General features: G+C 71.5%; 13 protein-coding genes, 1 tRNA gene and 1 pseudogene. 7 read left to right on the forward strand and 8 right to left on the reverse strand.

The window, feature by feature from the left end:
- Positions 1-113 precede the first annotated feature (113 nt).
- Complete coding sequence (locus IMZ35_RS11495) at positions 114-1,154, reverse strand: NAD(P)-dependent alcohol dehydrogenase (RefSeq protein WP_199440944.1); 1,041 nt, start codon at positions 1,152-1,154, stop codon at positions 114-116.
- A 93-nt stretch (positions 1,155-1,247) separates the two neighbouring features.
- Between IMZ35_RS11495 and IMZ35_RS11500 the strand changes: the two genes are divergently transcribed.
- Positions 1,248-1,835, forward strand: coding sequence for a TetR/AcrR family transcriptional regulator (locus IMZ35_RS11500; RefSeq protein ID WP_199440945.1), 588 nt, complete (start codon positions 1,248-1,250; stop codon positions 1,833-1,835).
- Between the two features lie 303 nt (positions 1,836-2,138).
- A complete protein-coding gene (locus IMZ35_RS11505; RefSeq protein WP_199440946.1) occupies positions 2,139-3,578 on the forward strand; it encodes an MFS transporter in 1,440 nt (479 codons plus the stop codon).
- A 283-nt stretch (positions 3,579-3,861) separates the two neighbouring features.
- Here IMZ35_RS11505 and IMZ35_RS11510 read toward each other — a convergent pair whose 3' ends face one another.
- Positions 3,862-4,701 (reverse strand): spermidine synthase, encoded by an 840-nt coding sequence (locus IMZ35_RS11510; protein ID WP_199440947.1) that lies wholly within the window; start codon positions 4,699-4,701, stop codon positions 3,862-3,864.
- Between the two features lie 116 nt (positions 4,702-4,817).
- On the reverse strand, positions 4,818-5,180 hold the full coding sequence (locus IMZ35_RS11515; protein WP_199440948.1) for a hypothetical protein: 363 nt from the start codon (positions 5,178-5,180) through the stop codon (positions 4,818-4,820).
- A gap of 80 nt (positions 5,181-5,260) precedes the next feature.
- Between IMZ35_RS11515 and IMZ35_RS32080 the strand changes: the two genes are divergently transcribed.
- Positions 5,261-6,142 carry an NAD(P)-binding protein gene (locus tag IMZ35_RS32080; RefSeq protein ID WP_368857014.1) on the forward strand — a complete coding sequence of 294 codons (882 nt, stop codon included), beginning with the start codon at positions 5,261-5,263 and terminating at the stop codon, positions 6,140-6,142.
- Here IMZ35_RS32080 and IMZ35_RS11525 read toward each other — a convergent pair.
- From IMZ35_RS11525 to IMZ35_RS11535, 3 genes are read right to left on the reverse strand one after another with little or no spacing between them, the layout of a single operon-like run.
- Positions 6,124-8,295, reverse strand: a complete 2,172-nt coding sequence (locus IMZ35_RS11525) for a xanthine dehydrogenase family protein molybdopterin-binding subunit (protein WP_199440950.1) — start codon at positions 8,293-8,295, stop codon at positions 6,124-6,126. The two genes, IMZ35_RS32080 and IMZ35_RS11525, sit on opposite strands and share 19 nt — an antisense overlap.
- On the reverse strand, positions 8,292-9,275 hold the full coding sequence (locus tag IMZ35_RS11530) for an FAD binding domain-containing protein (RefSeq protein ID WP_199440951.1): 984 nt from the start codon (positions 9,273-9,275) through the stop codon (positions 8,292-8,294). Before IMZ35_RS11530 ends, IMZ35_RS11525 begins: the two co-directional genes overlap by 4 nt.
- A complete protein-coding gene (locus IMZ35_RS11535; RefSeq protein WP_307867944.1) occupies positions 9,272-9,880 on the reverse strand; it encodes a (2Fe-2S)-binding protein in 609 nt (202 codons plus the stop codon). The genes IMZ35_RS11530 and IMZ35_RS11535 overlap by 4 nt, the downstream gene beginning before the upstream one ends.
- 143 nt (positions 9,881-10,023) lie before the next feature.
- Here IMZ35_RS11535 and IMZ35_RS11540 point away from each other — a divergent pair, with 143 nt between their 5' ends.
- Positions 10,024-10,680 (forward strand): TetR/AcrR family transcriptional regulator, encoded by a 657-nt coding sequence (locus IMZ35_RS11540; RefSeq protein WP_199440952.1) that lies wholly within the window; start codon positions 10,024-10,026, stop codon positions 10,678-10,680.
- 404 nt (positions 10,681-11,084) lie between these two features.
- Here the strand turns inward: IMZ35_RS11540 and IMZ35_RS11545 are convergent.
- Positions 11,085-11,161, reverse strand: a tRNA-Leu gene (locus IMZ35_RS11545).
- A 160-nt stretch (positions 11,162-11,321) separates the two neighbouring features.
- Here IMZ35_RS11545 and IMZ35_RS11550 point away from each other — a divergent pair.
- Both IMZ35_RS11550 and IMZ35_RS32085 read left to right on the forward strand, forming a co-directional pair.
- Positions 11,322-12,054: pseudogene (locus IMZ35_RS11550) on the forward strand (transposase family protein); the annotation flags it as partial.
- Between the two features lie 321 nt (positions 12,055-12,375).
- A complete protein-coding gene (locus IMZ35_RS32085) occupies positions 12,376-13,125 on the forward strand; it encodes a beta-keto acid cleavage family enzyme (RefSeq protein ID WP_199440953.1) in 750 nt (249 codons plus the stop codon).
- On the opposite strand, the gene IMZ35_RS11560 is transcribed toward IMZ35_RS32085, so the two are convergent.
- The gene (locus tag IMZ35_RS11560; protein ID WP_307867945.1) at positions 13,036-13,758 is read right to left on the reverse strand and encodes a TetR/AcrR family transcriptional regulator; all 723 of its coding nucleotides are present in this window, start codon (positions 13,756-13,758) and stop codon (positions 13,036-13,038) included. The genes IMZ35_RS32085 and IMZ35_RS11560 overlap by 90 nt on opposite strands.
- Positions 13,759-13,930: 172 nt before the next feature.
- Here IMZ35_RS11560 and IMZ35_RS11565 point away from each other — a divergent pair, with 172 nt between their 5' ends.
- Complete coding sequence (locus IMZ35_RS11565) at positions 13,931-15,178, forward strand: amidohydrolase family protein (protein ID WP_199440955.1); 1,248 nt, start codon at positions 13,931-13,933, stop codon at positions 15,176-15,178.
- Positions 15,179-15,191: the final 13 nt, after the last annotated feature.

Consider the following 15,191-nt stretch of genomic DNA (forward strand, 5'->3'; position numbering starts at 1 on the left):
CTGGCCGGGTTGCTGCCCGCCGCGCCCCGCCCCGCCGAGCACCTGCTGCGGCGGCTCACCCGCGGAACGCGGCGGAACCGGTGGCCCGGCCGCTCTCCGCGGGCGTCGCACCGTCAGGACAGGTCGGACAGGTCGAGGACGAAGCGGTGCCGGACGTCGCCCCGCTCCAGGCGGTCCAGGGCGAGGGCCGCGTCGGCCGACGGGAGGACCTCGACGTCGGCGGTGATGCCGTGAGCGGCGCAGAAGTCGAGCATCGCGGCGGTGGCGGGAAGGCCCCCGCTGCCCGCGGAGCTGAGCTTCTTGCGGCCGATGAGCAGGTCGAGCGTCTCGACGGTCACGGGACCGAGGTGACCGAGGTGGCTGAGCGTGCCGTCCACCGCGACCAGTCGGAGGTAGGGGCCGAGGTCGTGCGGGACGGGGATGGTGTCGATCAGGACGTCGAACCGGTCGCGAGCCGCGGCCATCTGGTCGGGATCGCCGGAGACGACCAGGTCGTGGGCACCGAGTTCGGCCGCCTCGGCCGCGCGGTCCGGCGACCGGCTGATCACCGCGACCTCGGCGCCCAGTGCCGCGGCGAACTTGACCGCCAGGTGGCCCAGGCCGCCCAGTCCGCTCACCGCGACGCGGGTGCCCGGCCCCACGCCGAGAGCCCGCAGCGGCTCCCACACGGTGACCCCGGCGCACATCAGGGGCGCCGCCGCGGCCGGGTCCAGTCCGGCGGGCAGGGGGTGGGCGAACCGGTCGCGGACGACGTACTCGCGGGAGAAGGCGCCCAGCGTCGGAGACCCGTCGTGGCGGTCGGTGCCGCCGTAGGTCAGCGTCGGGAACTCTCGGCAGAAGTTCTCCTGACCCGCCGCGCACAGGGCGCACTCGCCGCAGGAGTCCACGATGTTGCCCACGGCGACGGGATCGCCGACGCGGAAGCGGGTCACGTCGGGACCGGTCTCCGTCACCACGCCGGTGAACTCGTGACCCGGCACGAGCAGCGGCCCGTCCTCGCCGCGGTGCTCGCGGACGGCGTGCAGGTCGGTGTGGCAGACGCCGCAGAAGTCCACGCGCACCGCGACGTCGTCGCGGCGGAGGTCGCGCCGGGGGATCGACACCCGGTGAAACTCGCGCGGGCCGTGCGCCTGCCAGCCGGTGCTGTTCCTCATGACACTCCTTCAAACAGACTGTTCGGTCTGTTCGAAGGTAGGACAGTGCCGCAGGAAAAGCAAACCAACTGTTCTGTCTGTAGAGTGGGTGCCATGCCCGACCAGCAGTTGACCGCCCGAGGTGAGGCCACGCGCAAGCGCATCGTCGACGTGGCCACCCGCGAGTTCGCCGAGCACGGCATCGCCGGAGCCCGCATCGAACGGGTCGTCGCCGCGGCGCGCACCAACAAGGCTCAGCTCTACGCCTACTTCGGCAGCAAGGAGAGGCTGTTCGACGCGATCTTCTTCGCTTCCCTGGAGCGGATCGTCAACGTCGTCCCCATCGACGCCGGTGATCTGGCGGACTGGGCCGTGCGCCTGTACGACGAGTACCTCCAGCGCCCCGACCTCATCCGGCTCGCCACCTGGGCCCGTCTGGAACGACGACCCACCGGCCACCTGGTCGAGAACGCCGACCGGCTGGACGACGCCAAGCTGCGCGCCATCGCCGAGGCGCAGGCGGCGGGCCTGATCCGCGCCGGTGACCCGTTCGACCTGATGGCCCTGGTCATCGCCATGTCGATGGCCTGGTCGCCGGTCAGCAACGTCTACGCGGCCACCGCCGACGAGCCCGCCGACGTCCACGACCGCCGCCGGGAACTGCTGCGCGACAGCGTGCGCCGCGCCGTGTCGCCCGCCTGACGGCGCCCGGTCCGGTGTGGACGGAACCGTCCACACCGGACCAGATCACCTCCCCGGTGCCGGGCGTCGATCCCGGACGGCCGCGATCCGGGCCTGTTTCTCGCGCCGGGGATCACGCGCCACCAGGTCGTGACCGTCGTCACCGGGCCCGTCGAGCGCGGCGCGACTCCGTCGACGTCGTTGTAGGGTGCAAGCCTGCTCGGCCACGTGGCCGAGGTGGTCTGGCCCGCTGCGGGCTGATCCGGGGCTCGAAACCTCCAGCGTTCCTTTCGCAAAGCCGGAGCTTTCCTCGTGTCCACACCCTTGCCCTCTTCTCCTCCCGATTCCCGGCGCTGGTGGGCGCTGGCGGTGCTGTCCCTGACCCAGCTGGTGGTCGTGCTGGACGCGACGATCGTCAACGTCGCCCTCCCGCAGGCCCAGGAGGACCTGGGGATGACCGACGCCCAGCGCCAGTGGGTCATCACCGCCTACGTCCTGGCGTTCGGGGCACTGCTGCTGCTCGGTGGCCGGATCGCCGACTACTGGGGCCGCAGGCGCAGCTACCTGGTCGGGATGCTCGGCTTCGGCGCCGCTTCCGTGTGGGGCGGGCTCGCGCACAGCGGCACCGAGCTGATCCTCGCCCGCGGCCTGCAGGGCGTGTTCGCCGCCCTGCTCGCGCCCGCCGCGCTCGCCCTGCTGACCGTCACCTTCCCGTCGGGCCGCGATCGCGGCACCGCCTTCGCCGTGTTCGGCACCGTCGCCGGAACGGGCGCCGCGGTCGGGCTCGCCCTGGGAGGCGTGCTCACCCAGTTCGCGGGCTGGCGGTGGTGCCTGCTGGTCAACGTCGTCTTCGTGGTCGTCGGCGTGGTCGGCGCGCTGCTGTTCGTCTCCGAGAGCAGGGCCGACGGCGACAACCGCTACGACGTCGCGGGCGCCGTCACCGTCACCTTCGGCCTGGGCAGCCTGGTCTACGGGTTCACCCTCGCCGAAGCCGGCTGGGGCTCCCCGGACACGCTCGTGTTCCTCGTCCTGGGGCTGGTGCTGCTGGCCCTGTTCGTCCTGGTCGAGTCCCGCGTGGCCCAGCCGCTGCTGCCGCTGCGCGTGGTCCGCGACCGCGTTCGCGCCGGAGCGTTCCTCATCCAGGCGATCATCGGCGCCGTCTTCATCGGCATGACCCTCTACCTGGCGTTCCACCTGCAGATCGTGCTGCACCTGAGCCCGCTGCTGGCCGGGCTGGCCGCCCTGGGCATGACGCTGGCGACCACGGCCACCGCGCCCGTCGCGGCCAGGCTGTTCCCGAAGCTCGGCGCGCGCGTGCTGATGACGACCGGTCCGCTGATCGCCGCGGCCGGAATGCTCCACCTGACGCGCATCACCCCGGAGGGCGGCTACTGGACCCAGGTGCTGCCGGGGCTCGTCGCCGCCGGGATCGGCATCGCGTTCGTCCTCGTCCCGCTCCAGAACGTCGCCCTCAGCGGCATCGCCCCGCACGACGCGGGAGCGGCCTCGGCCCTGGTCAACTCGGCCATGCAGATCGGCGGCTGCATCGCCCTGTCCGTTTTCACCACCCTCTACATCGCGACCGTGGAGAACTCGGACGGCCCGCCGCTGCGCGCGTTGACCGACGGCTACGCGGCGGTCTTCCTCGCCACCGCCGTCGTGCTGCTGCTCGCCGCCCTCGTCGCCGCGACGATGCTGCGGGGGCACCGCGCGCCGCCGTCGTCCGATCGAGCGCCGGGCGAGGAGTTCGTCCACGCCGGGTGAGCCCGCCGCGCCCCGGCGGGGTGTGTCGTGCCGCTGTGCGGCCACCTCGCCGAGGCGCAGGTCGGGAAACCGGGTGAACGGCCGCTCCAGGCCGGTGGCGATCTCCTGGCGGGCGGCGGTGCGCCGATGCAGGAGTGGGGCCCGCGCCCAAGCCGAGGTGGCCGCGGCGGGGGCGGGCGACGCCCGGACCTGGCGGGGTCCTGTCGCGGGGAGACCGGCCCTCAGGCGCGGGTGGAGCGCCTCGGCCGCGCCGCGCCGGCAGCGGGAACCCGGTCGGGGTCGTTCACCGGGGACGGCGCGGCACGAGGGCGACGTCGCCCGCCGGGTGCTCGGCGGTCAGCGCGGGCGCCGTGCCGTGCAGGGCCGCCAGTTCCGCGGCCAAGAGGCAGAACACGCTGCTGCCGCTGGACTCCGCCCACGTGGTGAGGGCCTGGTGCGGCAGCTCGCGGTCGGAGGCCGCCAGGACCACGTTGCCCGGCCGCTTGCCCAGCATCGGGCCCGCTTCGGTGAGCAGCACGACGTGCGGGAACACCTCGCCGAGGGAGGCCACGGCGCGCAGCACCAGCGTCACGTCCGCCGCGGACCACATGTTGCTCAGGTGCAGGCCGCCGGGACGCAGGACCCTGGCGATCTCGCACAGGAACTCCACGGCCGCCAGGTGGACCATCATCGTGTCCGCCTGGAAGACGTCGACCACCACCACGTCGGCGCTGGCGTTCGGAGCGCGCCCGACCCCCGACTCGCCGTCCTCGACGTGCACCCGCAGGTCGGCGACCGAGTCCAGGGCCAGGTGGGAGCGCACGAGGTCGACCAGCGGGCCGTCCAGTTCGTACACCGTCTGGGGTGAACCGGGGCGGGTCGCGGCCACGTACCTGGGGATCGTGAACCCGCCTCCGCCGACGTGCAGGGCCGACACCGGCTCACCGGCGGGGTGGTGCAGGTCCAGCACGCGAGCGATCCACTGGGAGTAGGGCATGTGCAGCCTCGCCGGATCCTCCACGTCCACACAGGACTGGAGAGTGCCGTCGACCGTGAGCAGCAGGGCCGTCGGGTGGTGCGGGGCCGGCGCCAGCCGGGCCGTGCCGAACCTCACCGGACGTTCCACGGCCTCGCGCGATTCCACGCCGCCATCATAGGTCTCGGCGTGCCGCGCGCCGAGCGAGGTGCCCGGAGTCCGCCCGTGCGGACGGAGCCCGAACACCTCCCGTTCGTCTCGTGGCAGCGCTCAGGACCCGGCTGCTAGCACGGGCCGTCGTGCCAGCTCAGCTTCGTCACGGTCACCGGGAGGTAGAAGATGTTGCCGCCGGGGTCGAAGCAGTTCTGGTAGGACGAGGTCGACCCGTCGGGCCAGGTGTAGGAGTACTCCAGGTCGACGCTGCGGGGCGTGTGGTTGTAGTAGGTCAGCGCCGGGACGCTGCCGGACCACTCGCGGTTGGTCACCAGGGACGGGGTCTCCACGGGCGCGGGCTCCGGGTGGGCCCAGTTGGGCCAGATGCAGAAGTTGTCCTGCGGGCAGTTCCCGGGCGGCCACGCCTCGCCCGACGTCTCGGACATCGCCGCCGACGCGGTGGGGGCGGTGACCAGCAAACCTGCGGCGGCCACGGCGAGGGCAACGGACCTCAGTCGCATGTTTTCCCTTTCCGAGATGAATCGGTGATTCGTCCCGGAAAGCTACCGCTCAGATGTTGAACGGTCAAGCACATCATTCGAGCACTGTCCGAACTCGCGTTCAGAATTCATTCCAGCACTACCGCGGGAGCTGTTGCGAACCACTGCTGCCGAATGCTGTCCTTCGTTCTTTCTGGGTGGGGCGGGCACTGGTGCGAACGATCGTGATCGGAGCCGGGATCACCGGCCTGACCACCGGACCGGCACTGCGAAGAGCCGGGTTCGGTGTCCTCGTCCGTGAACGGGCGCCCGGGGTCGGGACCGCCGGAGCATCGCCGGGGTGTGGACCACCGTGCTCGCCGATGAAGAACCGAGGGTCTGCCGCACCGTCGGCAGCGCGACGTCGACGGCGTTCTGGTCGACGGCGTTCTGGTCGAGGACGACCACCAGTTGACCCGTGCACGGCACGACGAGTGCCGGCAACTGCGACGTGCTCGTCCGCCGGGCGGGTCGACCCGTGGTTCGTCGCCCCCCACCGGGAGGCCGTCGAGCACGGTCCGGAAGTCGCGCAGCAACCCGCTGAGCAGGACGTGGTCCTCCCGCAGCACGACGACGATCGGCCGCAGCTCCGGGAACTCCTCGTCCAGCAGCGGGAAGGCTCCGACGTCCTCTCCGGAGTGGTGCTGGTGCGGCGCGGAGCAGAAGGACGGGCAGTGCTCCGGAGGTCGCGCGGCCGTGTCCGCCCGCAACCGGTTGTGGATCAGAACCATCTCGTCACCGAACGCGGCCGGACGCCCGGCCGCGTTCCGCGAGGTCCCCACGTCCGGAGCCTGCCGGTCCGGTCACCCGTCGAGCGCCGTGGCGCACCTCGCGCGGACGACCGGACCGGCGGCTCACGAGGCGGGTGCCCCCGGCCCGCCGAGCCGAAGAGACAGGTCTACAACAGCTTGTCCTGAGTGATGGGGAGGTCGCGCACCCGTCGACCGGTGGCGTGGTAGACCGCGTTGCCGATGGCGGCGGGCACTCCGGTGATCGGGGTCTCCCCGAAGCCGCGTGCTCCCAGAGCGGTGCTGGACGGGTCCGGGCGGTCGACGAACAGCGTCTCCACGCTGGGCACGTCCGCGCACACGGGCACGAGGTAGGTCGAGAGGTTCGGGTTGACCACCCTGGCCGTGGCGCGGTCGTAGACGGTGTGTTCCATCAGCGCGTGCCCGATGCCCCAGGTCACGCCGCCGAGAACCTGCCCGCGTGCGGTGCGGCGGTTCATCACCCGTCCCATGTCGTGGGCGGTGACGACCCGCGTGACGCGTACAGCGCCCAGCCGGGCGTGCACCCGCACCTCGGCGAACACCACGCCGTAGGAGTGGCCGGGCACGTTGGGCACGCTGCCCGTCGTCTCCACGGGCTTGCCCGCCCTGCTCACCACCGCCCGGTAGGTGTCCCGGCGTGCTTGGTCGCGGGTGTGGATCAGGTGCCCGTGCCTCGTCTCGACGTCGCTCACCGGGACGCCGAACAGCGGAGAACGCCGGTCGGCTACGGCGAGCCCCACGACGGTGTCCCTGGCTGTGCGGGCGGCTCGGTCCACCGGCCCGCTGATGCTGGCGATCGTCGCCGAGGCGGCCGACAGGCTCGCGTTGGGCAGCGCCGAATCGCCGATGACGGCGTGGACGTCGGTGATCGGCACGCCCAGGGCGTCAGCGCCGATCTGGCAGATGATCGTGCGGGTGCCGGTGCCGATGTCCTGGGTGGCGATGCGCAGGACGGCCTTGCCGTCGAGGCCGATGGTGACCGAGGCGGTGGCCGGAATGGCGGAGAAGGTGTGCGCCTCGGTGGCCATGCCCCACCCGATGTACTCGTCGCCGTCCCTGGTCGCGCCGGGCGCGGGGTTCCTCCGCGACCAGCCGAAGGCGTCAGCGGCCGTGGTGTAGCAGTCGAGCAGGTGCTTGCTGGCGATCCGCAGACCGGTCTCCTGGTCGATGTCGGTGTGGTTGCGCCGCCGCAGCTCCAGCGGGTCCACGCCCAGGACCCAGCTCAGTTCGTCCAGGGCGGTTTCCAGGCCGAAGTGCGCGGTGGTCTCGGGGGAGCGCATGTAGCTGGAGGTGGCGATGTCCAGGCGCACGCCCTCCTGTCTGATGTGGACGTTCGGGCACGTGTAGAGCGTGCTGGTGGAGTCGCTCTCGTTGAAGATCGACTCCTCGGTGGTGGTCAGCTGTGCCGTCGTCGTCTCGACGATGGCCGTCAACCTGCCCTCGCGGGTGGCGCCGATCTTCAGGTGCTGGCGGAACTCCGCTCGGTGACCGGTCAGGGTGAACATCTGGGCGCGGCTGAGCACCAGCCGGACCGGACGCCGGGCGAGGCGCGCGGCCGCGGCGTTGACGATGGTGTGTGGCCAGACCGGTCCTTTCGCCCCGAAGCCGCCACCCAGGTAGGGGGCCAGCACCCGGATGCGGTCAGCAGGCAGCCCGAACGCGGTGGCCACGACGCCTCGGGTGACGTTGACGCCCTGCGTGGTCTCGTGCAGAGTCAGCCGGTCGCCGTCCCAGTGCGCCGTGGTGGCGTGCGGTTCGATCGGGTTGTGGTGGCGAGTGGGACTGGAGTAGTGCGCCTCCACGCGGACCTCCGCCTGCGCCAGCGCCCTCGACGCGTCGCCGCGGGTGAACTCGTTGGGCCGGTCGCGGAACGGTGGCGGCAGGTACGGCTGCTGGCCCGCGTCGTCGATCACGGCCCTGGGAGGTTCGGAGCGGTAGCGCACCTGTACCAGGGACGCGGCCTCCTGCGCCTGCTCCAGCGTCTCGGCCAGCACGATCGCCACCGGCTGGCCCGCGTGGTGGATCGCGGTGCCCTGCAAGGGGATGAACCCCTTGGGGTAGGGGAACGGCGGTACCGTCAGGCGCGGCATCTCGCGGTGGGTGTACACCGCGACCACGCCGGGGTGGCCCAGCGCGGCAGACGTGTCGATGTCGGTCACCTCGCCCCTCGCCACCGTGCTGGTGACGAGGAACCCGTGCAGAGCACCGGGCACCGGGTCGTCCGCCGGGTAGCGCGCGGTGCCCGTGACCTTGGCGTGCCCCTCGACCCGTTCGACCGGGCGTCCGACCAGACCGTTCACCGCCGACCTCCCATCCCGTTCAGCAGTTCGGCCAGTGCGCGCTGCACCAGTTCGACCTTGAACCCGTTGTCGTGGCGCGGCACCGCGTCGCGCACCAGCGCCCGCCCAGCCTCTGAGATCGTCTCCACCGTCAGGCTGCGACCGCGCAGTGCGGCCTCGGCGTCGGGGGATCGCCACGGAGTGGTGGCGATCCCGCCGAACGCCAGCCGCACGTCGCGGACCGTGCGGCCGTCGAGGTGCAGAGCGGCGGCGGCCGACACGACCGCGAACTCGAACGTGGCCCGGTCTCGCAGTTTGAGGTAGCGCGACCCCGTTGCGGTCCGGCTGTTCGGCACCTCGACCGCGGTGATCAGCTCCGCGGGCCGCAGAGCCGTGTCGACGTTCGGCGTGTCCCCCGGGCGGAGGTGGAACTCCCCGATCGGGATTCGCCGCGGGCCACCAGGTCCCAGCACGTGCACCGTCGCGTCGAGCGCCGTCAACGCCACCGCCAAGTCGGAGGGGTGGGTGGCGATGCAGTGCTCGCTGCCACCCAGCACGGCGTGTCCGCGGTTCCACCCAGCCAGCGCGGGGCAGCCGCTGCCGGGCGCTCGCTTGTTGCACGCGGATGCCGTGTCCCGGAAGTAGCCGCACCGCGTGCGTTGCAGCAGGTTCCCGCCGATCGTCGCCATGTTGCGCACCTGCGGCGACGCCGACGCCAGCAGCGCTTGTGCCAGCACGGGGAAGCCCTTGCGGACCGCGGGGTGCTCGGCCACCTGCCGCATCCGGGCCAGCCCGCCGATGTGCAGGCCCGTCGCGGTCCCGGTCACCGCGGCCAGGTCGAGCCGGTTGACGTCGATCAGGTGGTCGTGGCGCTGGACCCCGTCCTTCATCAGGTTCAGCAGGTCGGTGCCGCCCGCGATGAACCCGGCCCCTGGTGTCCGGTGCGCCAGGCTCACGGCGTCGGCCGCGTCGCGGGCCTGGGTGTAGCCGAAGGCCTTCACCTCCGCACCTCGCGAGCCGCGTCGGCCACCGCTGCCACGATGTTCTGGTAGCAGGCGCAGCGGCAGAGGTTGCCGCTCATCCACTCGCGGATCTCCGCCTCCGACCCGGTGTGACCTTCCCGGACGCACGCGACCGCGGACATGATCTGGCCCGACGTGCACCCTCCGCACTGGAACGCGTCGTGCCGGATGAACGCTGCCTGCACCGGGTGCAAGCGGTCCCCGTCCGCCAGCCCCTCCACGGTGGTGATCTCGGATCCCCGGCGCATCACGGCCAGCGTCAGGCAGGACTTGATGCGCTCGCCGTCGACCAGGACCGTGCACGCGCCGCACTCCCCGCGGTCGCAGCCCTTCTTCGTGCCCGTCAGTCCCAACCGCTCGCGCAGCGCGTCGAGCAGGGTGACCCGCGGCTCGACGTCGACGACTCGACTGCGTCCGTTGACCGACAGGGTGACGCGCACGACGTCTCCGGGGTTCGCGGCTGCCGGCGACGCGGCACCGGAGGCCGCGTCCGGCAGGAGCGCGGTGCTCGCGGCGGCCACCGTCGTGGACTTCAGCACCGTTCTGCGCGTGTGGGTGTTCGCGTGGTGGGGCGGGTTCGGCACGGCTCCTCCTCGACTCGGCGGATGTAACGGAGGTATAGGAACTCGGGTAACGGTTTATGTTTATACAGGCATGCCATAACGATGGCAACCAATCCGTGTAACCTCGTTACATGTCAAGTTCCACGCGCGCGCACGTCCTCGAAGTGGCCACCACCCTGCTCGGCGAGGTCGGCGCTTCGGCGATCTCCGTGCGCGACGTGTGCCGGGCCGCGGGCATCACGGCCCCCACGCTCTACCACCACTTCGGTGACAAGCAGGGCCTGCTCGAAGCTGTCGCGGCCACGGGCTTCGAGCGGTACCTGGCCGAGAAGCGCCGTCACGGCCCGTCGGAGGACCCGCTCGTCGACCTGCGGGTGGGCTGGGACAGCCACGTCGGCTTCGGTCTGGCGCACCCGGCGTTCTACGAACTCATGTACGCCAACACCGGACGCGGCACTCGTGCCGCCGCGCAGGAGGGGTTGCAGGTCCTGCACGGGATACTCGTCCGGCTCGCCGAGCAAGGCCGACTGCGGATGACGCCGCGAGAAGCCGTGCTCACCATCCACGCGGCCTGCGTCGGCACCACTCTGATTCTGCTGTCCGCCCAGGACGACCCCGCCCACGAAGGCTTGTCGCACCGAGTTCGCGATGCCGTCTTCGCCGCGGTCGTCGAGGAGCCGGGGAGTCCCCGCGATCGCGAGAACGCGTTGGCGATCCAGGTCAGAGCCCTGCGCGCAACGCTGAGCGTCCAGTCCGATCTCCCGCTGTCGGCGGGCGAGCGCCTGCTCCTGACGGAGTTGCTGGTCCGTTTGGACCAGTAGGTCGTCCGTGGACGACCTTGACTCGGCGGCGCGGCGAGAGACCTGTCTCCACTGCAATCGGCCGACATCTGTGTCGTGGTCGGCCTCTGCCGAGCGGCAGTCGAGTCCGGAGAACTTTCCCCGGGGGTGGAATCGTGCACCGACTTTCCACGCTTTGGAGTGGCGCGGGGTCGCCACAACCACGCCACCCGGATGACCGAGAACGGCATCCCGGAGGTCGCCCGCCGCGACCGCCTCGGGCAGAGGGTGAAGGACATCACCGCACCTGCGCCCGGCGCTCCACCCGCTCCGGATCGCGACCCCGGCGGGCCCCGTCACCCGACCATCGCCCCACCGATCGTGAAGCACAGCAGAACGACCCGCTCCTGGAGGAGCGGGCCGTTCTGCTGTGCTTTTTCACTTGTGGGCGATACTGGGATTGAACCAGTGACCCCTTCCGTGTCAGGGAAGTGAGGGCAACGCCCTGAGCTGCGGTTTCGCCGTCGCCGCAGCTCAGGAGCGTCCATTGCGACTCGTTGAGCCTTTTTCGTCGTGACGGTGCGGGTCACGGCGCAGGCTGAGCAGTGCGGAGCGCGGTGGGCGAGGCTCCCGGTAGGACAGCGGTCGACCAAGATCCGACGCCCCGACCCGGGAGCCTCGCCGTGCTGTCTTCCCCCGCCGCGATTCCGCTGTCCGACCGCACCCTCGTCCGCCTGGCCGATCTCATCCGCGCGGAGCGGACGCGACGTCGGTCCCGGTGGCGGCGCCTGGATCCCGGTCGTCAGGCGCTGCTCGTACTTGCCCACCTGCGCAGGCGGCGACACCCACACCCGCCTCGCCGTCGGGTTCGACATCTCCTGCAGCACCGCCTGGCGCTACGTCCGCGAAGCGGCAGACCTTCTCGTCGCTCTGGCCGACGACCTCCGCACCGCAGGTGAACGCGCCGCCCGACTGGCCTGCGCGATCCTGGACGGCACCCTCGTCCCGATCGACCGCGTCACGAACCAGAAGCCGTGCTGCTCGGGCAGACACCGTCGCCACGGCGTCAACGTCCAGGTCCTCGCCGACCCGGCGGGTCGGCTGGTGCGGGCCTCGCCGGCCCTGCCCGGCTCCGTGCACGACCTGACCGCGGCCCGCACCCACGGCCTGCTCGACGCGCTGACCGCCCACGACGTCACCACCTTCGCCGACAAGGCGTGTCAAGGCGCGGGCGGCACGGCGCGCACCCCGTTCAAGCGCCACGCCGCACGTCCGCGGCTGTCACGAGGCCAGAAGGCGGTCAACCGGGCACACGCCCGCATCCGCGCACTCGGCGAACGCGCCGTGTCACTGCTCAAGGGCTGGAAAGCGCTGGTCAAGCTGCGCTGCTGTCCACGCAGGGCCACCGCGATCGTCCCGGAGCTCGGGTTCTGGATTCCCAAGGCCGTCGCGCCCTGGGCTCCTTCGGAGGACGTCGAAGACGGTTACCTGGCTCGGCTCTTGAAGAGCGGCGGCACGATCAGGCTGACGCCGGAGGGGCTCGCGGCCAATGAGCTGATGGAGACCAGCTACTTCCATCCGCTCAGGCCCGGTGGTTCCTCGGAACAGGCCGCCCCGCGAACGCACTCCTCCTGAGCTCCGGAGTTCCTGTCATGCCTGTCGCCATCACCGTCGCACCCACCGGACCCGTCGCCACGACGGCGGACGACCGCCGATCTCGGCATCGGGCGCCGTGTGATGGAGCTGATCGCAGAGCGGTGCCCGATCCTCGTCCAGCTCTCGACCGGAGTCGGTCTCGACGTGCTGTTCGAGGAACGGGCCGAGCTCGTCGAACTCCGGCCGCGGATGGCCACGCTCAACCCGTGCTCGACGTCGTTCGGCGCCGGTCAGTTCCTGAACCCGCCCGACGGCGTGCGGCGGCTCGCCGCGAGGATGCGCGACCTCGGCGTCCTGCCGGAACTGGAGGTCTACGACACGGGTCGTCTGGAGGCGTGCCTGCGGCTGCGCGACGAGGGCCTGCTGCCGGAGCGTCTCCAGTTCTCGCTCGTCCTCGGCGTGCGCGGCGGGATGGCGGCCACGGCCGACAACCTGCTCACGATGGTGCGCCGGCTGCCCGCGGACGCGATCTGGCAGGTGATCGCGATCGGCCGGAGCACTCTCGAACTGACGGCGATCGGGCTCGCTCTCGGCGGCAACGCCGGGGCGGGGCTGCAGGACGCCCTGCACCTGCGTCGTGGTGTCCGTCGCCGACGGGAACCTGCCGCTGGTCGAGCGAACCGTCGCCCTCGCCCGCCACCTCGATCTCACGATCGCGGGTTCGGGCGAGTTCGCGGCGGGAACTCGGCGTCACCGGTTGACCGAGGTCGCCTGACGCCGGCGCGTCGGGAAGCCGCTCCGTCAGGAACAGGGCTCCTCGGGGGCCGGATCGGTCGGGGGCTGGTGACCGGCTTCCGCGCTGGACCGCTGCTGGTGCGGGAGGCGAGGTGAGTCGGCCGTCGCGCCCTCGTCGACGAGACGCTGGAGGACGTCGGCCAGCCAGCCGCGCAGTTGCGGGCCGGTGGCGGCGGCGACCGCACCCGTGTGCAGCATCCTGCGGGTCACGACGGTTCCGACGATGAAGGACTGGATCGCGTTCGCCGTGTCGACCGCCTGGTGCTCGGAGAACCCCCACGACACCAGCGCCTCGGTCAGCGGTGCGGTCGCTTCCTTCTCGAGGAACTCGCCCAGTGCTGCCGGGCGGGAGGCGACCGAGCGCAGCAGGGCCAGCAGTGGGTCGGCGTCGCCCTGCCGCTCCCAGCGGTCGACGATCCGGTCGGCCAGCCGCCAGCCGAGGCCGTCGACGGGACCCGGCAACGTCGAGTCCAGGTTCAGCCGGGTTTCCATCGCCGCGAGGAACAAGCCCTCCTTGCCGCCGAAGTAGCGGGTCACCAGGTTCGGCGAAAAGCCGGCGGCCCTGGCGATCTGGCTCACCGTGGTCGCCTCGTACCCGTTCAGCGCGAACAACCCGGCTGCGGCCTTCAGAAGCTGTTCCCGCGTCCCGGCCGCGTTCCGCGGCCGGGACGGTTGCTTGTCCTCCGTGGCTTTCGTGGCTGCTCCCGAAGTATGTGTATGGACAGACACAACTGCGTGAGTCTACATGCGTGCTGCGCGCGATCGCCGTTGCGAGCGGTCCGGACGAGCGACGTGCCCGCGCCTCGCGAAGCCGGGGATGTGTACAACGAAACACATGATGTGTATGGTCGTATACAAGTTGGTTCGCCAAGCCGCAGGCAGGAAGTCGAGGCACGTCGTCATGACCAGCAGGAGCTACGCCATCCGCAACGTGAAGGTGTTCGACGGTGAATCGGTCGTCGACGCCTCCACGGTGACGTTCTCGGACGGTGTGATCACCGACGTCGGCCACGGTCGCCCGCCGGCGGAGGCGACGGTGGTCGACGGTGCCGGTGGGACGCTCCTGCCGGGCCTCGTCGACGCCCACGTCCACCCCGACGACGACGGCCTCGCCCTGGCGGTGAGCTTCGGCGTGACCACCGTCGTGGAGATGGGCGGAGCTCCGCGCAGCCAGGAGGACCGCGCCCGGATCGCCGAGGACGACCGGCTGGCCGACATCAGGTCGGCGGGTCTCCCGCTCACCGCCGTCTGCGGGCACCCGAACGAGCTGTTCGTCCCGATGGAGAAGCTGATCGGGCCGGACGGCGGTCATCATCCCGAAGCGGCGCCCATGCCCGGCCTCGCGAACCCCGACGAGCTCCCGGCGTTCATCGCCCAGCGGGTGCGAGAGGGTTCCGACTTCATCAAACTGCTGGCGGAGGAAGGCACGGTGCTGAACGCGCCCGGTCTGCCGGAGCTCAGCGAGGACGTGTTCGCCGCCGCGGTCCGGGAAGCCCACGGCCACGGCAAGCTCGTCGTCGGCCACGCGCTCACCCACGACGCGACGGTGGAGATGCTGCGGGTCGGCGTCGACGGACTCGCCCACCTCTTCCTCGACCGTGCGCCGACCGACGAGATCGTCGACGCCATCGCACGGGCCGGCGTGTTCGTCATCCCCTGCCTGGTGCTGAACCGGTCCATCACGGGCACGACCGGCGAGGACCTGGCGGCCGACAGCCGCGTCTCGTCGCGCCTGAGTGAGGAGTGGCTGCGAGCGCTGCGCAGCTCCTTCAGCACCTATCCCGAAGGGGACTACCGGTTCTCGCGGCAGACGGTGAACGCGCTCCACCGCGCCGGCGTGCGCATCATCGCCGGAACCGACGCGGCGCGCGCAGAGGAGAAGCACGGCGGACTGGCCCAGGGCGCGAGCCTGCACCACGAGCTGCAACTCCTCGTCGAGGCGGGACTGTCGAACGTCGCGGCACTGCGCGCCGCGACGTCCAGCCCCGCCAGGGCCTTCGGGCTCGCCGATCGCGGCGTGATCCGGCGAGGGGCCAGGGCCGACCTGCTCCTGGTGGACGGCGACCCCACCAGCACCATCTCCGACACCCTCGCGACGCGGGCCGTCTGGCGGCGAGGGGCGATGACCACGCCGCTGGCGACCGTGTGACGCGGCCACCCCA

It is taken from the genome of Umezawaea beigongshangensis (assembly GCF_016464305.1).
GTDB classification, from domain to species: Bacteria; Actinomycetota; Actinomycetes; order Mycobacteriales; family Pseudonocardiaceae; genus Umezawaea_A; species Umezawaea_A beigongshangensis.